The following is a 14,922-nucleotide window of genomic DNA, read 5'->3' as shown; positions in this document are numbered from 1 at the left end:
GCGGAAGTTATTAACCGCATTTTTGTCTGCGCTGCTGAAAATTTATGAGATTTTTGTAAGATTGGCGGTGCACAAAGCCAAAGTATCCGTAACATAGGACGCGACTTTGCAATTAAAACCCACTTTTTCAGGGACGACTATTCTATGGTTTAAGAACACGCGATATGGACTGTTGCAGAATTCTTTTATGGGGGTTGGTTGTCTCTGTAGTGATGCATTTGACTGGATGTGCTCCAGTTGGGCCAAACTATACCTCTCCGGAAACGTCCGTTACATCAGATTGGCACAGTCAGCTTAAAAGAGGACTGACATCCGAGCAATCGTCATCTGAAACACTCACGTCTTGGTGGACAACATTAAATGATGCTGAATTGTCAAAACTGATTGAGCAGGCGGTGCAGGGTAATCTTGATTTGAAAAGCGCCCGCTCACGAGTTCGTCAGGCACGCGCACAGCGCGGTATCGCGTCTGCCGATTTGTTCCCATCTCTGGATTTTACAGGTTCAAAAAAATGGACACGCAGCAGTGAAGCTGTCGGCACAGGTGAAACCACACATACATATTCGACGAATTTTGACGCGGGCTGGGAAATAGATGTCTTCGGCGGCGTTCGCAGGTCAATAGAATCAGCAGATGCAAGCCTTCAATCCAGTAAGGAAGACCTTCGCGATGTTATGGTTACGCTGATTTCAGAAGTAGCTCTCAATTACACTGACGTTCGCATTTATCAGGCACGTATTACGGTAGTGAATGAAAATCTAAAAGCGCAACAGGAAACTTATGAGCTGATATTATGGCGAAATCAGGCCGGCTTGAGCGATGACCTTGCAGTTCAGCAGGCACTTTATAATCTTGAAAGTACACGCGCAGAAATACCGGATTTGAATACAGGTCTTGAAGAAGCGAAGAATCGTATTGCTGTATTGCTCGGCGAACAGCCCGGCAAAATTCACAGTGAGCTTGAACCGAATGGTATAATTCCTGTTTCTTCGCCAAAGGTCGCTATTGGTGTGCCGGCGGATGTACTTCGTCGCAGGCCTGACATCCGAAGAGCTGAACGTGATTTGGCAGCACAGACGGCAAAAGTCGGAGTTGCTACTGCCGACCTCTACCCCAAGTTTAGTTTAACCGGTTCTATCGGTGTAGAAGCTGTTTCGTCAAGCAGGCTTGGTCGAAATATAGTTAACGCTAATAACTGGACGCTTATCGGAGGGCCTCAAATCAGTTGGGCAATTTTCGATGCCGGCGCGATTCGACAAAATATTAAAGTTCAGTCGGAACTTCAGGAACAGGCGCTTATTGATTATGAATCGGCTGTTCTTACCGCGGTTGAAGAAGTTGAAAACGCTATTGTAGCTTACGCGAACGAGCAGGACAAAATGGAAAGTCTGGATAAGGCAACACAGGCAGCACAATCAGCGGTCGGACTGGCAAAACAGGAGTACGAAGCAGGGCTGACGGATTTCAGCGATGTGCTTGATGCGCAGCGATCACTGCTGTCGTTCCAAAATCAACTGACGCAGAGCCGCGGAAATGTAACTGTAAACCTTATAAAACTGTATAAGGCGCTTGGAGGCGGCTGGACATCGCTGGCTTCCGATGAGAAATTAGCTGACAGTCAGAAAGGTAAAAAATGAGTACCGCAAACACAGTAATTGCAAAACTTAATTCCGCCCTACGAAGCCGTATAAAATATGTGCTGATTGGTGTGGTTTTATTGGTCGTGATATTTATTTTTATACGCATTCGCAACGGCAACGGTCAGGATATGATACAGTATAAAACAGAACCGGCCAAGCTCGGAAATATTACGGTTCTTGTAACGGCAACCGGCACTTTGGAACCTACGAATGAAGTTGAAGTCGGAAGTGAAGTATCAGGCAAAATCAAAAGCATTGAAGTCGATTACAATAATAAGGTAAAAATCGGACAGGTTTTGGCTCGACTCGATACATCAACTCTGGAAGCAAAAGTAGCCCAGTCCAAAGCGGATTTGGAATCGGCGAAAGCCAATGTCTTGCAGGCGAAAGCTACTTTGAAAGAAACCGGCAGTAAAATTGAACAGTATAAAAAAGCGCGTGAGTTAAGCGGCAATAAGGTGCCTTCGCAGCTTGAATATGATTCGGCTGAAGCATCATTAGAACGCGCAAAAGCGGATGTGGCCATCGCCGAGGCGGCTGTTTCAAAAGCACAGGCAACGCTTAGTTCAGACGAAACTGATTTGGCCAAGGCTGTTATCTGCTCACCGATAGACGGCGTTGTGCTGACTCGTAAAGTAGAAACCGGCCAAACCGTTGCGGCTTCGTTTGAAACGCCGGTGTTGTTTACGCTTGCTGAAGATTTAACAAAAATGGAACTGCACGTTAATGTTGACGAGGCTGATATCGGTCAGGTCAAAGAAGGTCAGGCGGCAACGTTTACCGTAGATGCCTATCCTAATCAAATTTTTGACGCACAAATTACACAGGTGCGTTATGGTTCGTCAACAACCGACGGCGTTGTAACATACGAAACAATTTTAACTGTTGATAACAACGATATGATGCTTCGACCGGGAATGACAGCCACTGCGGATATAATCGTTTCAGATGTCGAAGATGTGATAGCGATACCCAATTCTGCGCTGCGTTTTGAAATGCCGGAGACAACGGAAAAGGAAAATGGCAGCGTACTTAGTTCGCTGCTGCCGCATCCACCCGGAAGTGAAACCAAACAAAAGGAAACCGAAGTTGTAAGCGGAAGCAGTCGGCAGATTTATGTTATGCAGAATGGCAGTCCTGTTTCTGTCTCTATAACGACCGGCGTTACAAACGGTGTTTTAACAGAAGTGCTTTCCGGTGATGTTGCGGAAGATACTCCGGTGATAGTCGGCACTGTAAGCAAAAGCTCAAAATAATATGACTCAATCCAAACAAAGCGGCGACAGACAGTTTATAATCGAACTGCGTGATGTGAAAAAAACTTACGGCAGCGATATGGCGGTTGTGCAGGCTCTGTGCGGAATTAATATACAAATCGAACCCGGCGAATTTGTGGCGATAATGGGTCCAAGTGGTTCGGGCAAATCAACGTGCCTGAATATTCTCGGCTGTCTTGACATGCCGACAGAGGGCGATTACCTGTTTAACGGTGTCAAAGTCAACGAGCTGAATCATAATCAAAGAGCGCAGCTTCGCCGGAATTATCTTGGTTTTGTTTTTCAGGGATTCAATTTGCTCAATCGCACTTCGGCTCTTGAAAATGTTGAACTGCCGCTGATTTATCGCGGTACTCCTGCGAAAGAACGCGGCAAACTTGCACGTCAGGCACTCGAACAGGTCGGGCTTCTGGAATGGCAAAAGCATACGCCGGGCGAATTGTCCGGTGGTCAGCAGCAGAGAGTCGCCATTGCGCGAGCCATTGTTACGCAGCCCAAAGTTTTAATGGCGGACGAGCCGACAGGAAACCTCGATACTACACGAAGTCATGAGATTATGGAACTGCTTGTGAATCTCAATCGTCAGCACGGCATTACGGTCGTGATGGTAACGCACGAATCGGATATGGCGTTATATGCCAAGAGGACAATTCATTTTCTTGACGGCTTGATTCATTCTGATAAACAGAACGGGAGTGCCAAATAATGCTTTGGGACACTTTCATACTGGCAGTTCGCGAAATCAGACGCCACGTTATGCGTTCACTGCTGACCGTTCTGGGCATAGTTATAGGCGTTGCTTCGGTGATAATAATGGTAACGCTCGGCAGCGGCGCAACAGTACAGGTAACAGAACAAATTGCAAGTATGGGCAGTAATTTGCTGATGGTAAGTCCGGGCAAACGGCTCGGGCCGGGACGCGATTCCACAGGTTCGCCGTTTAAAATCGCCGATGCCGATGTTATTGCGCGTGATATCAGCTCGGCAGCCGCGGTCTCGCCGACAGCAAGTTCTGCCGCAACAGCGATATTCGGCAATGAAAACTGGTCAACTACGATTACCGGAATCGGCGAACAATATTTGAAAGCTCGAAATCTGGAAATTAAAACCGGCAGGGCATTCAACAGCACAGAATTGCACGCCGGGGCGGCTGTGTGTCTTATCGGCGACACTATCCGCCAGAAATTGTTCGATCAGAAAGACCCTATCGGCGAACGGCTGCGTATCGGCAAACTTTCGTTTGTAGTTGTCGGTTTGCTCGAAGCGAAGGGACAAAGCACAATGGGAACCGACCAGGATGATATTATACTTATTCCCATTAAGGCGATTCAGCGGCGTATTACAGGGAACACTGATGTTCGTTTGATACTCGTATCCGTCCGCGATGGTGAATCTACGGATAAAGCCAAGGCGGATATCGAAAATCTGCTGCGTGAACGAAGGCGTATTTCCGCGAATGAGGAAGACGATTTTAATGTTATGGATATGAAAGAAATCGCGAATATGCTTACCGGCACTACGCAGGTGCTCACTGCACTGTTGAGTGCGGTAGCGGCGGTAAGTCTCATTGTCGGCGGTATTGGTATTATGAATATAATGCTCGTATCCGTAACCGAACGAACACGGGAAATCGGCATACGTTTGGCTATCGGCGCTCTTGAACGTGAGGTCTTGTTGCAGTTTCTCGTTGAAGCAGTAGTGCTGTCCTCGGCGGGCGGACTTTTTGGAATCATAATCGGGCTGCTGACATGTGTGGCACTAAAAGGCGTTTTAAATGTGCCTTTTGTGTTTAACCCAGGGATTGTAATTCTTGCGTTTTTATTCTCTGCCGCGGTTGGTATTATTTTCGGTTATTTTCCCGCGCGCAAAGCCGCTTCGCTTAATCCAATTGAAGCGCTTCGCCATGAATAATCACACATCTGTTATTTTAGACGGTTAGTTACTACTGTCCCGTTAACGTTTTAGGAAATTGTTGTAAGTCAAATAAATATAAAATGTTGTGAGAAAAAATGGTTGTAATCGATTTCAATTCGTCCTTACATTTTGGCCAAAAACCTTTGAAAGGATTGGCCAATGCATACCGGACGCACTGTTTTCTCACAACTGCTGGATTTTTTGCCCAAGCATCAACATCTTTGAAAATCTGGTATTAACCGAAATAATGTTGCCTGTACCGATGGCCGAATAATGGTTAGCAAAAGTAAATTTTGGATTAATCACAGTAATCCAGAATAGTATCGCAAAAAGTAATCCACAGAGTATCCAATATTTTAGTTCCGCAAAAAGTAATCCAAATCGCAAACAATTAGCGTCTCTGTTTTTATATTGTAGCCCTGTCAGGCGAAAAACATTGCACGCTGTTGATATACGCTGAAATCGTTTCGGCAAAAAATTAACATTTTTTAGGAGATGCATTATGTCAAATGCAACAGCTCAACAAGAGCAGACCGGCGTCGCGTTTCAGGACAGAGAAGGCAAGTACCTGACCTTTGCGCTTGGCAGCGAGGAATACGGTCTGGAGATCCTCAAAGTCCGTGAGATTATCGGTTATATGGAAATAACAGCCGTTCCGCAAACGCCTTCGTATGTCAAAGGCGTGATAAATCTTCGCGGTCAGGTAATTCCCGTTATCGACCTGCGGGCAAAATTTGGTATGGAGACCGCACAAATTACAGAGGAGACTTGTATTATCGTAGTCGAAATTCATCAGGACGGAAGAAAATTCAGCACTGGCATCGTTGTTGACCACGTCCAGGAAGTTTTGGATATTGACGGCGAAAACATCGAAGATGCCCCGCAATTTGATTCCGCTGTAAACACCGATTTCATACTCGGTATGGGCAAAGTCGGCGAATCTGTAAAGATTCTCTTGGATATCGACAAAGTTCTCGGCAATTGTGATTTTACAGAAATGGGTATGTGATTAATTAAACCAAAATGACAAAGTGTAAAGGAGAAACAAAATGTTTAAGAATATGAAATTAAGTACCAAGCTGATTGCAGGTTTTTCGCTTGCTACGGTAATTATTTGCATTATCGGTTTGACAGGCTATTTTGGCTTAAAGACCGCCAAAAGGCAAATCAATAGCATCGGCAATGTCTACCTGCCCAGCGTTCAGCGTATGCAGGAAATCAGCAAATACCTGGCTGAAATGAAAGGCGGATTGAGAGGATTATTGAATCCAAATTTGACTCCTGAACAAAGACAGGAGCAATATACGATTATCAGCAGTGCCAGAGAAAAATATGCCGCTGCGAAAGAAGCGTATGAAGCACTTCCGAGAAGCGCCGAAGAAGATAAGATTTACCAGCAGTTTCTTTCTCTTCTTGCCGATTGGCGGACGAACAATGATAAATTTTTAAAGATGTGTCATGACGCTGATGCTTCGAACATAACCAATCCCGATGCGCTCAAGGAACAGCTTGAAGGATTTCGAGGAGATCATTATAAACTGCTCTGTCAGGTTTCGGAATTTATTCAGAATAAAACTGATTTGCAGGGCGGAGACGACCATGCCGTGTGCAATTTTGGAAAATGGTATTCAACTGTAAAAGTGAATAATCCGGCCATTCAGGATGCATTGCGAGAGATGGGGCCGGCGCATCAGACGTTTCATAATTGTGTTGCGAAGGTAAAAGAGTTCGCAAAGACCAATAACGTTGAAGGTCAGACAGCCGCGTACAATGAAATGAAAGCTGCTGCTGAAAACGTGTTCAAGGGATTTAAAACCACGTGTGAAGAAGTCGCAAAAGTACAGGAACTGGCCAGACTGGCAAACAAATTGATTATGATTGATACAAAAGAAACAGACGCCGCCAATTTCGCCGCGTTGGAAAAGCTCTCGAAATTTAACATCGAAAACGCTAACAGTGCGAAAGAAAAAGCCGTCAGTCAGGCTAATTTCAGCAGCGTTGTAATGGTTATAACGCTGGTTATTGGTGCAGTTGTCGCGTTGTTCCTCGGCGTTTTCCTGTCAATAAGCATTGTAAGACCTATTAATCGCGTAATCACAGGTCTTACCGATGGCTCACAGCAGGTATCATCTGCCGCAGGTCAGGTTTCGAGCGCTTCGCAGTCTCTTGCCGAAGGCGCTACTGAACAGGCCGCAGGTCTGGAAGAGACATCTTCAAGTCTTGAAGAAATGTCTTCTATGACAAAGCAGAACGCCGACAACGCACAGCAGGCAAATACGCTTGCCGCTGAAGCTCGCAAAGCAGCAGGCAATGGTACAGAGGCTATGAGCAGAATGAGCGAAGCTATTAAAGACATACAAAAATCATCTGATGAGACCGCGAAAATCATTAAGGTCATTGATGAAATAGCTTTCCAGACTAACTTACTTGCATTGAATGCCGCTGTTGAAGCTGCTCGTGCAGGCGAAGCCGGCAAGGGTTTCGCAGTTGTCGCTGAAGAAGTTAGAAATCTCGCTATGAGGTCAGCAGAAGCAGCGAAGAATACTGCTAATATGATTGAAGAATCAGTTAAGAATTCCAAGAACGGCGTTGACATCGCGACAGAAGTCGGCAAAGTTCTTGAAGAAATAGTATCGAGCATCGGCAAAACAACCGACCTCGTCGGCGAAATAGCCGCTGCCTCATCTGAACAGGCACAGGGCATTGACCAGGTTAATACAGCAGTTGCCCAGATGGATAAGGTAACACAACAGAACGCTGCCAATGCGGAAGAGTCTGCAAGCGCTTCCGAAGAGTTAAGCGCACAAGCTGAACAGATGAACCAGATAGTACAGGAATTGGTAAATCTCGTCGGCGGAAGCAGCGGCACGCAAAGAGCTGGTGCGCCGATTAATAACATTCAGCCGAGAAGTTCAGCTCACAAGCTGTCAAATTTTGACAATAGTATTCATCATTAAACCAGTACTCCGTCAAAAAAGACCGAAAAAAGGGTTGCCATTGCCGCAAAGGCGAAATCGTCAAAAAGCGTTATTCCGCTCGATGACGGCAAAAATGATGATTTGAAAGAATTTAACAGTTAAGATTTTTATTCCCCTTCAATTCCGGGCAGGGTGAGAGCATCCTGCCTGGGATTTTTTTCAAAGGCGGATTTATGAGAAACAGTTCGGTATTAAACAGGATTGATTGGTTTTCACTCGCCGAGCGCATGGACAATGACGAGGCGTGTGTCTTTGTATCGCAGCCTGACTGGATTGAACGTGCAAAACAACAATCTGAAGCTAAAGAAGAACTTATATTTATGAAGCAATCTCGTCTTTGTAATATATCACACTAAACGCCCATCCCAGCACAAAAGTTTCAATCGTACCGATAACTATCAGCCAACTCCACGCAAGGTCGATAAATTTCGTATGCGATAAAACAAGCAGCGTTGCCATTGAAACAGTGCTGATAATCATTGCCGCGACGTTGCCGACGTTGGATTTGCATTTTGTTAGTACGCCCAAAAGAAAAACGCCCAGCGTTGCGCCGCCTGTTATGGAAATTACCTCGAATGCGAACCACAGAATATTTTTTATCGGCTGACAAGCCAGTGCGATGCCGGCGAGTATCAAACCGAAAACAATCACACCGCCGCGGGAAACATTAAGATAATGCCTTTCCGTCGCCTGCTTTTTAATCAAAGGCCTGTAAATATCCATCACAAACGAAGACGCCAGCGAAGACAACGGCGAATCGATACTCGCCAGAATAATCGCCGCCAGCACAAGCCCCTTCAAACCGGCAGGAAGAAAATTGGCCGTGTAATAAGATAAAATTTCTTTTGCTTTTGCGGGAGCTTCTATATTCGGATTCTGGGCGAAGAAAACATAAAACAAAGTTCCGATAGCAAGATAAATGCACAGAATCGGCAGCGCAGCCGAAATGGTCAGCAGAATCGCGTTTTGACTTTTCCGCCTTGTTTCAACAGTCAGCAGCCTTTGCATTAATTCCTGGTCGGTGCCGAAAACCGCAAGGCCGATAAAGAATGCGTTCGCCGTACCAGCCCAAAATGTTGTCGCATCGTTAAGGTTGAGCTTAAAGTTAAAAACGCTTAATCTGCCAGCTTCATTTGCCGTGTGCCATATCGCGGATAATCCGCCGTCGATATGAAAATAAAGATAAACCAAAAGCGCAATACCCGCCGAGAAAAAAGCTATCGCCTGATATGCTCCTGCCCATACGACCGCCTTTACGCCTCCGTAAGCGATGAAGACGATACTGACAACGATAAACACCGCCAGCGTTACCGCAAGATTCCAGCCTAATATAATTCCAACCGCCATACACGCCGCGTAAAGCCTCACACCGGAGCCGATTAATCGTGTGATGAAGAAAAATATCGAGCCGGTGTATTGCGTCTCCGGCCCGAATCGATGCCGCAGATATTCGTAAATGCTCGTGCAGTTATATTTATAAAAAACCGGTATAAACAGAAACGCGACCATAATCCTCGCTGCCGCCGAGCCGATAAAAAATTGCAGATATTCCCAGTTTTCGCTGTACGCAGTCGCCGGCACGCCCACGATAGTAAGTGCGCTCACTTCGGTCGCGACAAATGAAAGACAGGCGACGATTAAAGGAACTTTGCGTTCACCGAGAAAAAAATCATTGGTGCTGCGTTCGTTCCGCCCGAAAATGTATGAAATCACAAAAAGCAGAAAAACCGCAAATATGACAATAATCAAATCTATTCCGTGCATTTTATATCTTTTCTAAACAGTGTAAATCCGTGTTCCGCCGCTGCGGAATCCGTGTCTAAAAAAACAGTGTTAATCTGTGTCGATTTCAATAGCATACCTTAGCGATTGCCCGCAGCTATCCAATATTTCAATTGCCTTTTGCGAATCGCATTTGCGGTAGAACATTACAATCGCGTTTTTGACTTTTCCGTCTGCGCGTTTCAGCAGGGCGTTTGCCTTTGCTTTTGAAAGTCCGGTCAGTTCCGCAACAATTCGCACCGACCTGTCTTTCAATTTATTATTTGTTGCTTTCAAATCGACCATAAGATTGCCGTAAACTTTACCCATCTTTATCATTGCGGTTGTCGTCAGCAGATTAAGCACAAGTTTCGTTGCCGTGCCTGCTTTCATCCGCGTTGAGCCAGTGATTACTTCCGGCCCGACAACTGGATTGATAATTATCTCGGCCGCGTTGTCATTCGCAGTCTCCGAACAGGTTATAAAAATCGTACCTGCTTTTCGGCGTTTGGCTTCTTTCAGAGCCGCCCGAACGAAAGGCGTCAGTCCGCAAGCCGCGATGCCGGCAACAATATCATTAGGTTTTATTTTGCGTTTGATGATTGCCGCGATGCCGTCGTAGATTTTATCTTCAGCGCCCTCGGCCGCTCGCACAAGAGCGCGTTTTCCGCCTGCGATAATACCCTGAACCAGCAGAGGATTTACGCCGAACGTCGGCGGACATTCCGAAGCGTCCAAAACGCCAAGCCTGCCGCTTGTGCCTGCTCCGACATAAAACAGCCTTCCGCCGCGTTTGAACCGTTCGACAATCATATCGACCGCCGCGGCTATTTTACCCGCTTCTTTGCCGACCACGCCGGCAATAAGTCTGTCTTCGCCGTTGATAAGTTTGACAATTCCAATAGTGGAAAGCCTGTCAATGTTTGCGCTTTTCTTATTCCGTTTTTCTGTCGTTGGTAATATTTTTTGTTTTTTCATAGTTCGTTTAGCCGTCGCCGGTACGGCGATGCGTAAGTTATCCCTGTATTATTTTCCCTAAAACTACTGCTTGTTTTGCGCCGGTTGCGCTCGGCACGTTATTTGCAATTCCCTTTATCGTCGCATAAGCCAGAATCGCAAACGATACCGCTTCCTTGGCGTCGCTATTGATTCCGAAATCATCTGTAAACATAATTTTGCTTTTAGTGTTTTCTTTCAGCATTGCAACTAAAGTTTTATTTTTCGCTCCGCCTCCGCACAGAATAATTTCATCCGGCATTTTCGGCAAAAACTTTTTGTATGCGTCCGTGATACTGACAGTGGTAAAGGCCGTCGCGGTTGTGATTATATCTTCATTGGGAAGTTTTTTATAAAACGCATCAGTGTATTCTTTGCCGAAAAGTTCTCTGCCGGTCGATTTTGGAGGCTTGATGTGAAAATACGGATTGGCCAGCATCTGTGCAAGGATTTTTTGATTTACTTTTCCTTTAGCGGCTATTTTTCCACCTCTGTCGAAGTTCTGTTTGCCTTTCGTCAGTAAAAATACCAGCCTGTCGATAATCATATTACCCGGCCCTGTATCAAAGGCAATAATATCTTTAGATTTGTAGTTGCTCGGTAAAAAAGTAACGTTTGCGATACCGCCTATATTCTGAATCGCCCGATTTTTCTTTGACTTAAACAAAAAATAATCCGCGAATGGAACTAACGGCGCACCCTGACCGCCGGCGGCAATATCTTTCGGCCTGAAATCGGCTACCGTTGTTGTGCCGGTCTTATAAGCGATTATGGAAGGCTCGCCAATTTGAAAAGTGCTCTTCGCCGGCCTGTGAAAAATTGTTTGACCGTGCGAACCGATAAGGTCGATAGTTTTGAGATTGATTTTATGCTTTTTGCATAATTTCATAACCGCATCGCCAAAAATTTCACCAAGCTGAAAATTAAAATCTGAAATTTCACCTGCGGAAAATCGTTTCTGTTCGCCGAGTTCGAGAATTTTTCTTCTGACCTCCGGCAAAAACACGAAAGTATCGAACGCAAGGACTTTCACTTGTGTCCCTTTGATTTCTACCGCCGCTGCGTCAACTCCGTCAGCGCTGGTTCCTGCCATTAATCCGATTATTCGCATATTTTTTTCTCTGTGAGCTCTGTGTTCTCTGTGGCTAAAACTCTGTGGCTTGTTGAAATAATTTTAAATTATCTTTTAATCTCGACGGCTTATTTCTTATCAGCCATAATTTTTTGAAATCGTCCGCCATTCCCATAAACGGCTTTTGCAATTTCCGCAGTTCTGAATACTTGTTATTTTTGATAGCCAGTGCTCTTTTGGCTGCCAGAACATCCATTCTTGCCGCAAGCTGTATTTCTTCCAGTGTAATCTTTTCAAAGTTTTGTAGGGGCAGACCCGTGTATCTGCACTCGTATGAGTCTGCAATTATTTTCTTCAATCCCTTGTCGCTCATTTTATAAATATAGCTGTCTGGTGTGATGTTTTTTACCGGTTCGACAAGTGCGGGATACAGCCAGCTTCTATTCGGTACGTTTGTTCCGCAGGTGAGGTAATTACTGCCAATCTTCTTTATTATATCTGCGATTTTTTTATTTTCCTGCCCAAAAATACTGGCGCAAAACTTTTGAGTGAATTTCTCTTCATCGACTGCTTTGCCGTTCCAGCTATGCGCAGCGCCGTGTGCGAAACTATGCAGACTCACGCCGAGCAGATTACGATGTTCGTTATCACCCCAGTCGGTATTGAGAAGTCCTTCAGCTCCGAATTTTCGTCCCTGTTTGGCGAAATTAGCAACGTTTCCCATCGCGTTGGCAAGTCTTGTTCCGTGAGTGAGCCAACTGCTTGTGCCGGGGCAGACCATAAACGGCAGACCCGCCTTGGCGATTTCTTTTGTGCGATATAAATTTTCGCCGGCCTGTTCGTACTCCCAGTTGAGCATAACAATATCTTTCGGCAGTTTTTTCAGCAGTTCAGGATGCTTTAGAACAATGTCCGCCCAGACATTCATCCGCTTGCCGTATTTCTGGCAGAGCTTATGAATTTTCAACAGGAATTGCAGGTATATTTCGCCTTTGCCGATTTTGTCGGCCAATTTTTTACTCCTGCCTTCGCCCAGTTCCCACGTCTCATCGCAGCAGACGTTAAAGTCTTCAGCTTCGAACAGCGGCACAAATTCGCTGTATAAATCGCTTACGAGTTTTATTGAACCGGCGTCAATGGGACAGAGCGTTGTTCCGCCAGGAAGTCCGCGATAGCCCGCAAGTTCGCCAAGATGCTGATATTTCGGCAGCGAGAGTATTCTTTCAAAGTGCCCGAAACTTGCCAGTGAGCCGACGAGTTTTATGTGATATTTTTTGCAGTATTCCCGCAATTCGATAATTTCCGCCGGCGTGAAAGGACTGTAGCCTTTGCCGATAAGCGGATGTTTTTTGAATGTGAAAACATTTTCGATGTATAATTGCAGTTCGTTGATTTTCCAGCGTGCCAGTCTCTCTGTCAGTTGTTTAAGCGTGCTTAACTTCGGCACTTTTCCGCGTGAGCAGTCGAGATAAACGCCTCGTCGTTTGAAATCAGGCCAATCCTCGATAACGCAGCAGGGCAGTTTATCGTTATAAATTACCGAGAGGTCTTTGAGGGTTTGAATAGCGTAGAAACTGCCGGCTTCTGTCGCGGTAAAAATTTCTACACCGTCAGCGAGAATTTCAATTTTATATCCTTCAGGATTGCTAATAGCGTTGTCCTGATAAAATTTCAACACAGCCGAATCTGTAAGGCGGAAAAATCCTTTGCGCAGAGAAACTTTTTTCAGCGGTATCAGTAACTTTTCAAACATTGTATCTTCCCTGATAATTATAAAGCGATTAGTATAACATAATTAGACAAAATGACAATATTTTCCTCTTTCATGCCACTGACGTATTTGGTTGTTGGTCATTCAGTTGTTTTGAACATTAGAATTTTGGTAATTTGATATTGTTTAGGATTTAGTGTTTAGTATTTCGAATTTGAATCTATTCGTGTCTTAATGCGACAATCGGGTCAACTTTCGCGGCGTTAATTGCCGGATAAAGCCCGAAGATAATGCCGATGCCTACGCTGATGAACAGGGGCAGAATAATACTGATGGGTGTGATAACCGTCGGCATTTTCGCGAAGTACGTAATGATTAGCGGAATAGTGATTCCCATCGCCAGTCCTATGATGCCGCCCAGTGTAGACAGCACGACCGTTTCGATAAGAAATTGGATGACAATTTGTCGTCGTTTGGCGCCGATAGCCCGCCGGATGCCTATTTCGCGGGTACGTTCGGTAACGGATGCGAGCATAATATTCATAATTCCGATACCGCCGACGAGCAGACTTATGCTTGCAATTGAACCGAGAACGATATTGAATCTTTGCTTGGTTGCCTCTGCCTCTTTGAGAAGGGCAAGTGGAACGCTTATAACATAATCGTTTTTCTTGTGGAAGCTCTGCAGCATTCTCTCGATGCCGGCCGCAGTGTCCTCGACATCTTTGATATCGTCGGCCTGCACAATAATTTGGTGCAGTTCGACGAGTTCAAACGTCATCGTGCCACTTGTTCTTTTAAAAAAGGTATCGCCGAAATATTTTTTAACTGTGCTCAAAGGCACATAAGCATCAACCTGCTGGTCCGGAATCTGAATATTTCCGGCCATGCCTTCTTCGTTTTTGATAATTCCTATTACTTCAAACGAATCGCCGCCGATTTTGATTGGCTGACCGATGGAGTTTTTGTTTGCCAGCAGTTTTCTTGCTCCGAATTCCGTCAGCACTGCCGTTGCCGAGCAATTTTCAACATCTCTCTGGTCGAACACTCTGCCTGCCAGTATTTGTCGTGGAACCAGTTGGAACCATTCGCTTGTTGTGCCGACGATTCGCAGTTCCAGTATATTGGACCCGACTTTTGATTCTTTGCGGATAAGTTTTGCCGGCGATACCTGTTTAACGGTCGGAAAGTTTGTTCGTATCCTGTCGTAATCGAGATAGGTCAGGCCGTATATGCTCATGTGCGAATGCTGCGTGGATTGTGCATCTTCTTCCAGGGATTTGACCGAGTTGATAATGATATTATTACTGCCTAATTTCTGTATGCGAAGAAGTGCGTCTTTGCTTGCGCCTTCGCCGACCGCGAGCATCGCTACGACGCTGCCGACGCCGAACACAACGCCCAGCATCGTCAGACACGAGCGCAGTTTATGCAGCAGCAGGTTTTCGATGCCTGACAGTACGTTTCTCGCGATTTTTGATTGATGCAGTGCCATTGCTTTTACATTAACCTGAATAGTTTAATATACATAATTTTCCATACAGGCATAGCCGAAATAAAACAGCCATCCCGG

At 45.4% G+C, this 14,922-nt stretch carries 11 protein-coding genes; 6 read left to right on the top strand and 5 right to left on the bottom strand.

The genetic code is table 11. The features are described 5' to 3' along the window. Positions 1–164: 164 nt before the first annotated feature. The 6 genes from LLF92_10410 (at position 165) to LLF92_10385 (ending at position 7,788) form a co-directional block, all read left to right on the top strand. Positions 165–1,637, top strand: a complete 1,473-nt coding sequence (locus LLF92_10410) for an efflux transporter outer membrane subunit (protein ID MCE5341517.1) — start codon at positions 165–167, stop codon at positions 1,635–1,637. After that, positions 1,634–2,896 carry an efflux RND transporter periplasmic adaptor subunit gene (locus tag LLF92_10405; GenBank protein ID MCE5341516.1) on the top strand — a complete coding sequence of 421 codons (1,263 nt, stop codon included), beginning with the start codon at positions 1,634–1,636 and terminating at the stop codon, positions 2,894–2,896. The genes LLF92_10410 and LLF92_10405 overlap by 4 nt, the downstream gene beginning before the upstream one ends. Position 2,897: 1 nt before the next feature. Continuing rightward, a complete protein-coding gene (locus tag LLF92_10400) occupies positions 2,898–3,623 on the top strand; it encodes an ABC transporter ATP-binding protein (GenBank protein MCE5341515.1) in 726 nt (241 codons plus the stop codon). Then, the gene (locus LLF92_10395; protein ID MCE5341514.1) at positions 3,623–4,828 is read left to right on the top strand and encodes an ABC transporter permease; all 1,206 of its coding nucleotides are present in this window, start codon (positions 3,623–3,625) and stop codon (positions 4,826–4,828) included. Before LLF92_10400 ends, LLF92_10395 begins: the two co-directional genes overlap by 1 nt. A 505-nt stretch (positions 4,829–5,333) precedes the next feature. Further along, the gene (locus tag LLF92_10390) at positions 5,334–5,840 is read left to right on the top strand and encodes a chemotaxis protein CheW (protein MCE5341513.1); all 507 of its coding nucleotides are present in this window, start codon (positions 5,334–5,336) and stop codon (positions 5,838–5,840) included. Between the two features lie 40 nt (positions 5,841–5,880). Further along, positions 5,881–7,788, top strand: coding sequence for a methyl-accepting chemotaxis protein (locus tag LLF92_10385; GenBank protein MCE5341512.1), 1,908 nt, complete (start codon positions 5,881–5,883; stop codon positions 7,786–7,788). Positions 7,789–8,127: 339 nt separating this feature from the next. Here the strand turns inward: LLF92_10385 and LLF92_10380 are convergent, their stop codons facing one another. The 5 genes from LLF92_10380 to LLF92_10360 form a co-directional block, all read right to left on the bottom strand. Then, the gene (locus LLF92_10380) at positions 8,128–9,573 is read right to left on the bottom strand and encodes a sodium/solute symporter (protein MCE5341511.1); all 1,446 of its coding nucleotides are present in this window, start codon (positions 9,571–9,573) and stop codon (positions 8,128–8,130) included. 69 nt (positions 9,574–9,642) lie between these two features. Further along, positions 9,643–10,548: an N-acetylmuramic acid 6-phosphate etherase gene (murQ, locus tag LLF92_10375; protein MCE5341510.1), complete on the bottom strand. Its 906-nt coding sequence runs from the start codon at positions 10,546–10,548 to the stop codon at positions 9,643–9,645. A 37-nt stretch (positions 10,549–10,585) separates the two neighbouring features. Next, a complete protein-coding gene (locus LLF92_10370; GenBank protein MCE5341509.1) occupies positions 10,586–11,677 on the bottom strand; it encodes an anhydro-N-acetylmuramic acid kinase in 1,092 nt (363 codons plus the stop codon). A 34-nt stretch (positions 11,678–11,711) separates the two neighbouring features. After that, the gene (locus tag LLF92_10365) at positions 11,712–13,391 is read right to left on the bottom strand and encodes a family 20 glycosylhydrolase (protein MCE5341508.1); all 1,680 of its coding nucleotides are present in this window, start codon (positions 13,389–13,391) and stop codon (positions 11,712–11,714) included. Positions 13,392–13,569: 178 nt separating this feature from the next. Next, positions 13,570–14,844 carry an ABC transporter permease gene (locus LLF92_10360; GenBank protein ID MCE5341507.1) on the bottom strand — a complete coding sequence of 425 codons (1,275 nt, stop codon included), beginning with the start codon at positions 14,842–14,844 and terminating at the stop codon, positions 13,570–13,572. Positions 14,845–14,922 lie beyond the last annotated feature (78 nt).

Source organism: Planctomycetaceae bacterium (assembly GCA_021371795.1).
In the GTDB taxonomy this organism is placed as follows: Bacteria; Planctomycetota; Phycisphaerae; order Sedimentisphaerales; family UBA12454; genus UBA12454.
Note: the sequence above shows the minus strand (reverse complement) of the source record. Positions and strands in the feature narration are given on the sequence as shown.

Coding starts and splice junctions, on each gene's coding strand:
- LLF92_10410 (MCE5341517.1), top strand. CDS start 165: ATGGACTGTTGCAGAATTCTTTTATGGGGGTTGGTTGTCTCTGTAGTG.
- LLF92_10385 (MCE5341512.1), top strand. CDS start 5,881: ATGTTTAAGAATATGAAATTAAGTACCAAGCTGATTGCAGGTTTTTCG.
- LLF92_10395 (MCE5341514.1), top strand. CDS start 3,623: ATGCTTTGGGACACTTTCATACTGGCAGTTCGCGAAATCAGACGCCAC.
- LLF92_10390 (MCE5341513.1), top strand. CDS start 5,334: ATGTCAAATGCAACAGCTCAACAAGAGCAGACCGGCGTCGCGTTTCAG.
- murQ (MCE5341510.1), bottom strand. CDS start 10,548: ATGAAAAAACAAAAAATATTACCAACGACAGAAAAACGGAATAAGAAA.
- LLF92_10370 (MCE5341509.1), bottom strand. CDS start 11,677: ATGCGAATAATCGGATTAATGGCAGGAACCAGCGCTGACGGAGTTGAC.
- LLF92_10400 (MCE5341515.1), top strand. CDS start 2,898: ATGACTCAATCCAAACAAAGCGGCGACAGACAGTTTATAATCGAACTG.
- LLF92_10360 (MCE5341507.1), bottom strand. CDS start 14,844: ATGGCACTGCATCAATCAAAAATCGCGAGAAACGTACTGTCAGGCATC.
- LLF92_10380 (MCE5341511.1), bottom strand. CDS start 9,573: ATGCACGGAATAGATTTGATTATTGTCATATTTGCGGTTTTTCTGCTT.
- LLF92_10365 (MCE5341508.1), bottom strand. CDS start 13,391: ATGTTTGAAAAGTTACTGATACCGCTGAAAAAAGTTTCTCTGCGCAAA.
- LLF92_10405 (MCE5341516.1), top strand. CDS start 1,634: ATGAGTACCGCAAACACAGTAATTGCAAAACTTAATTCCGCCCTACGA.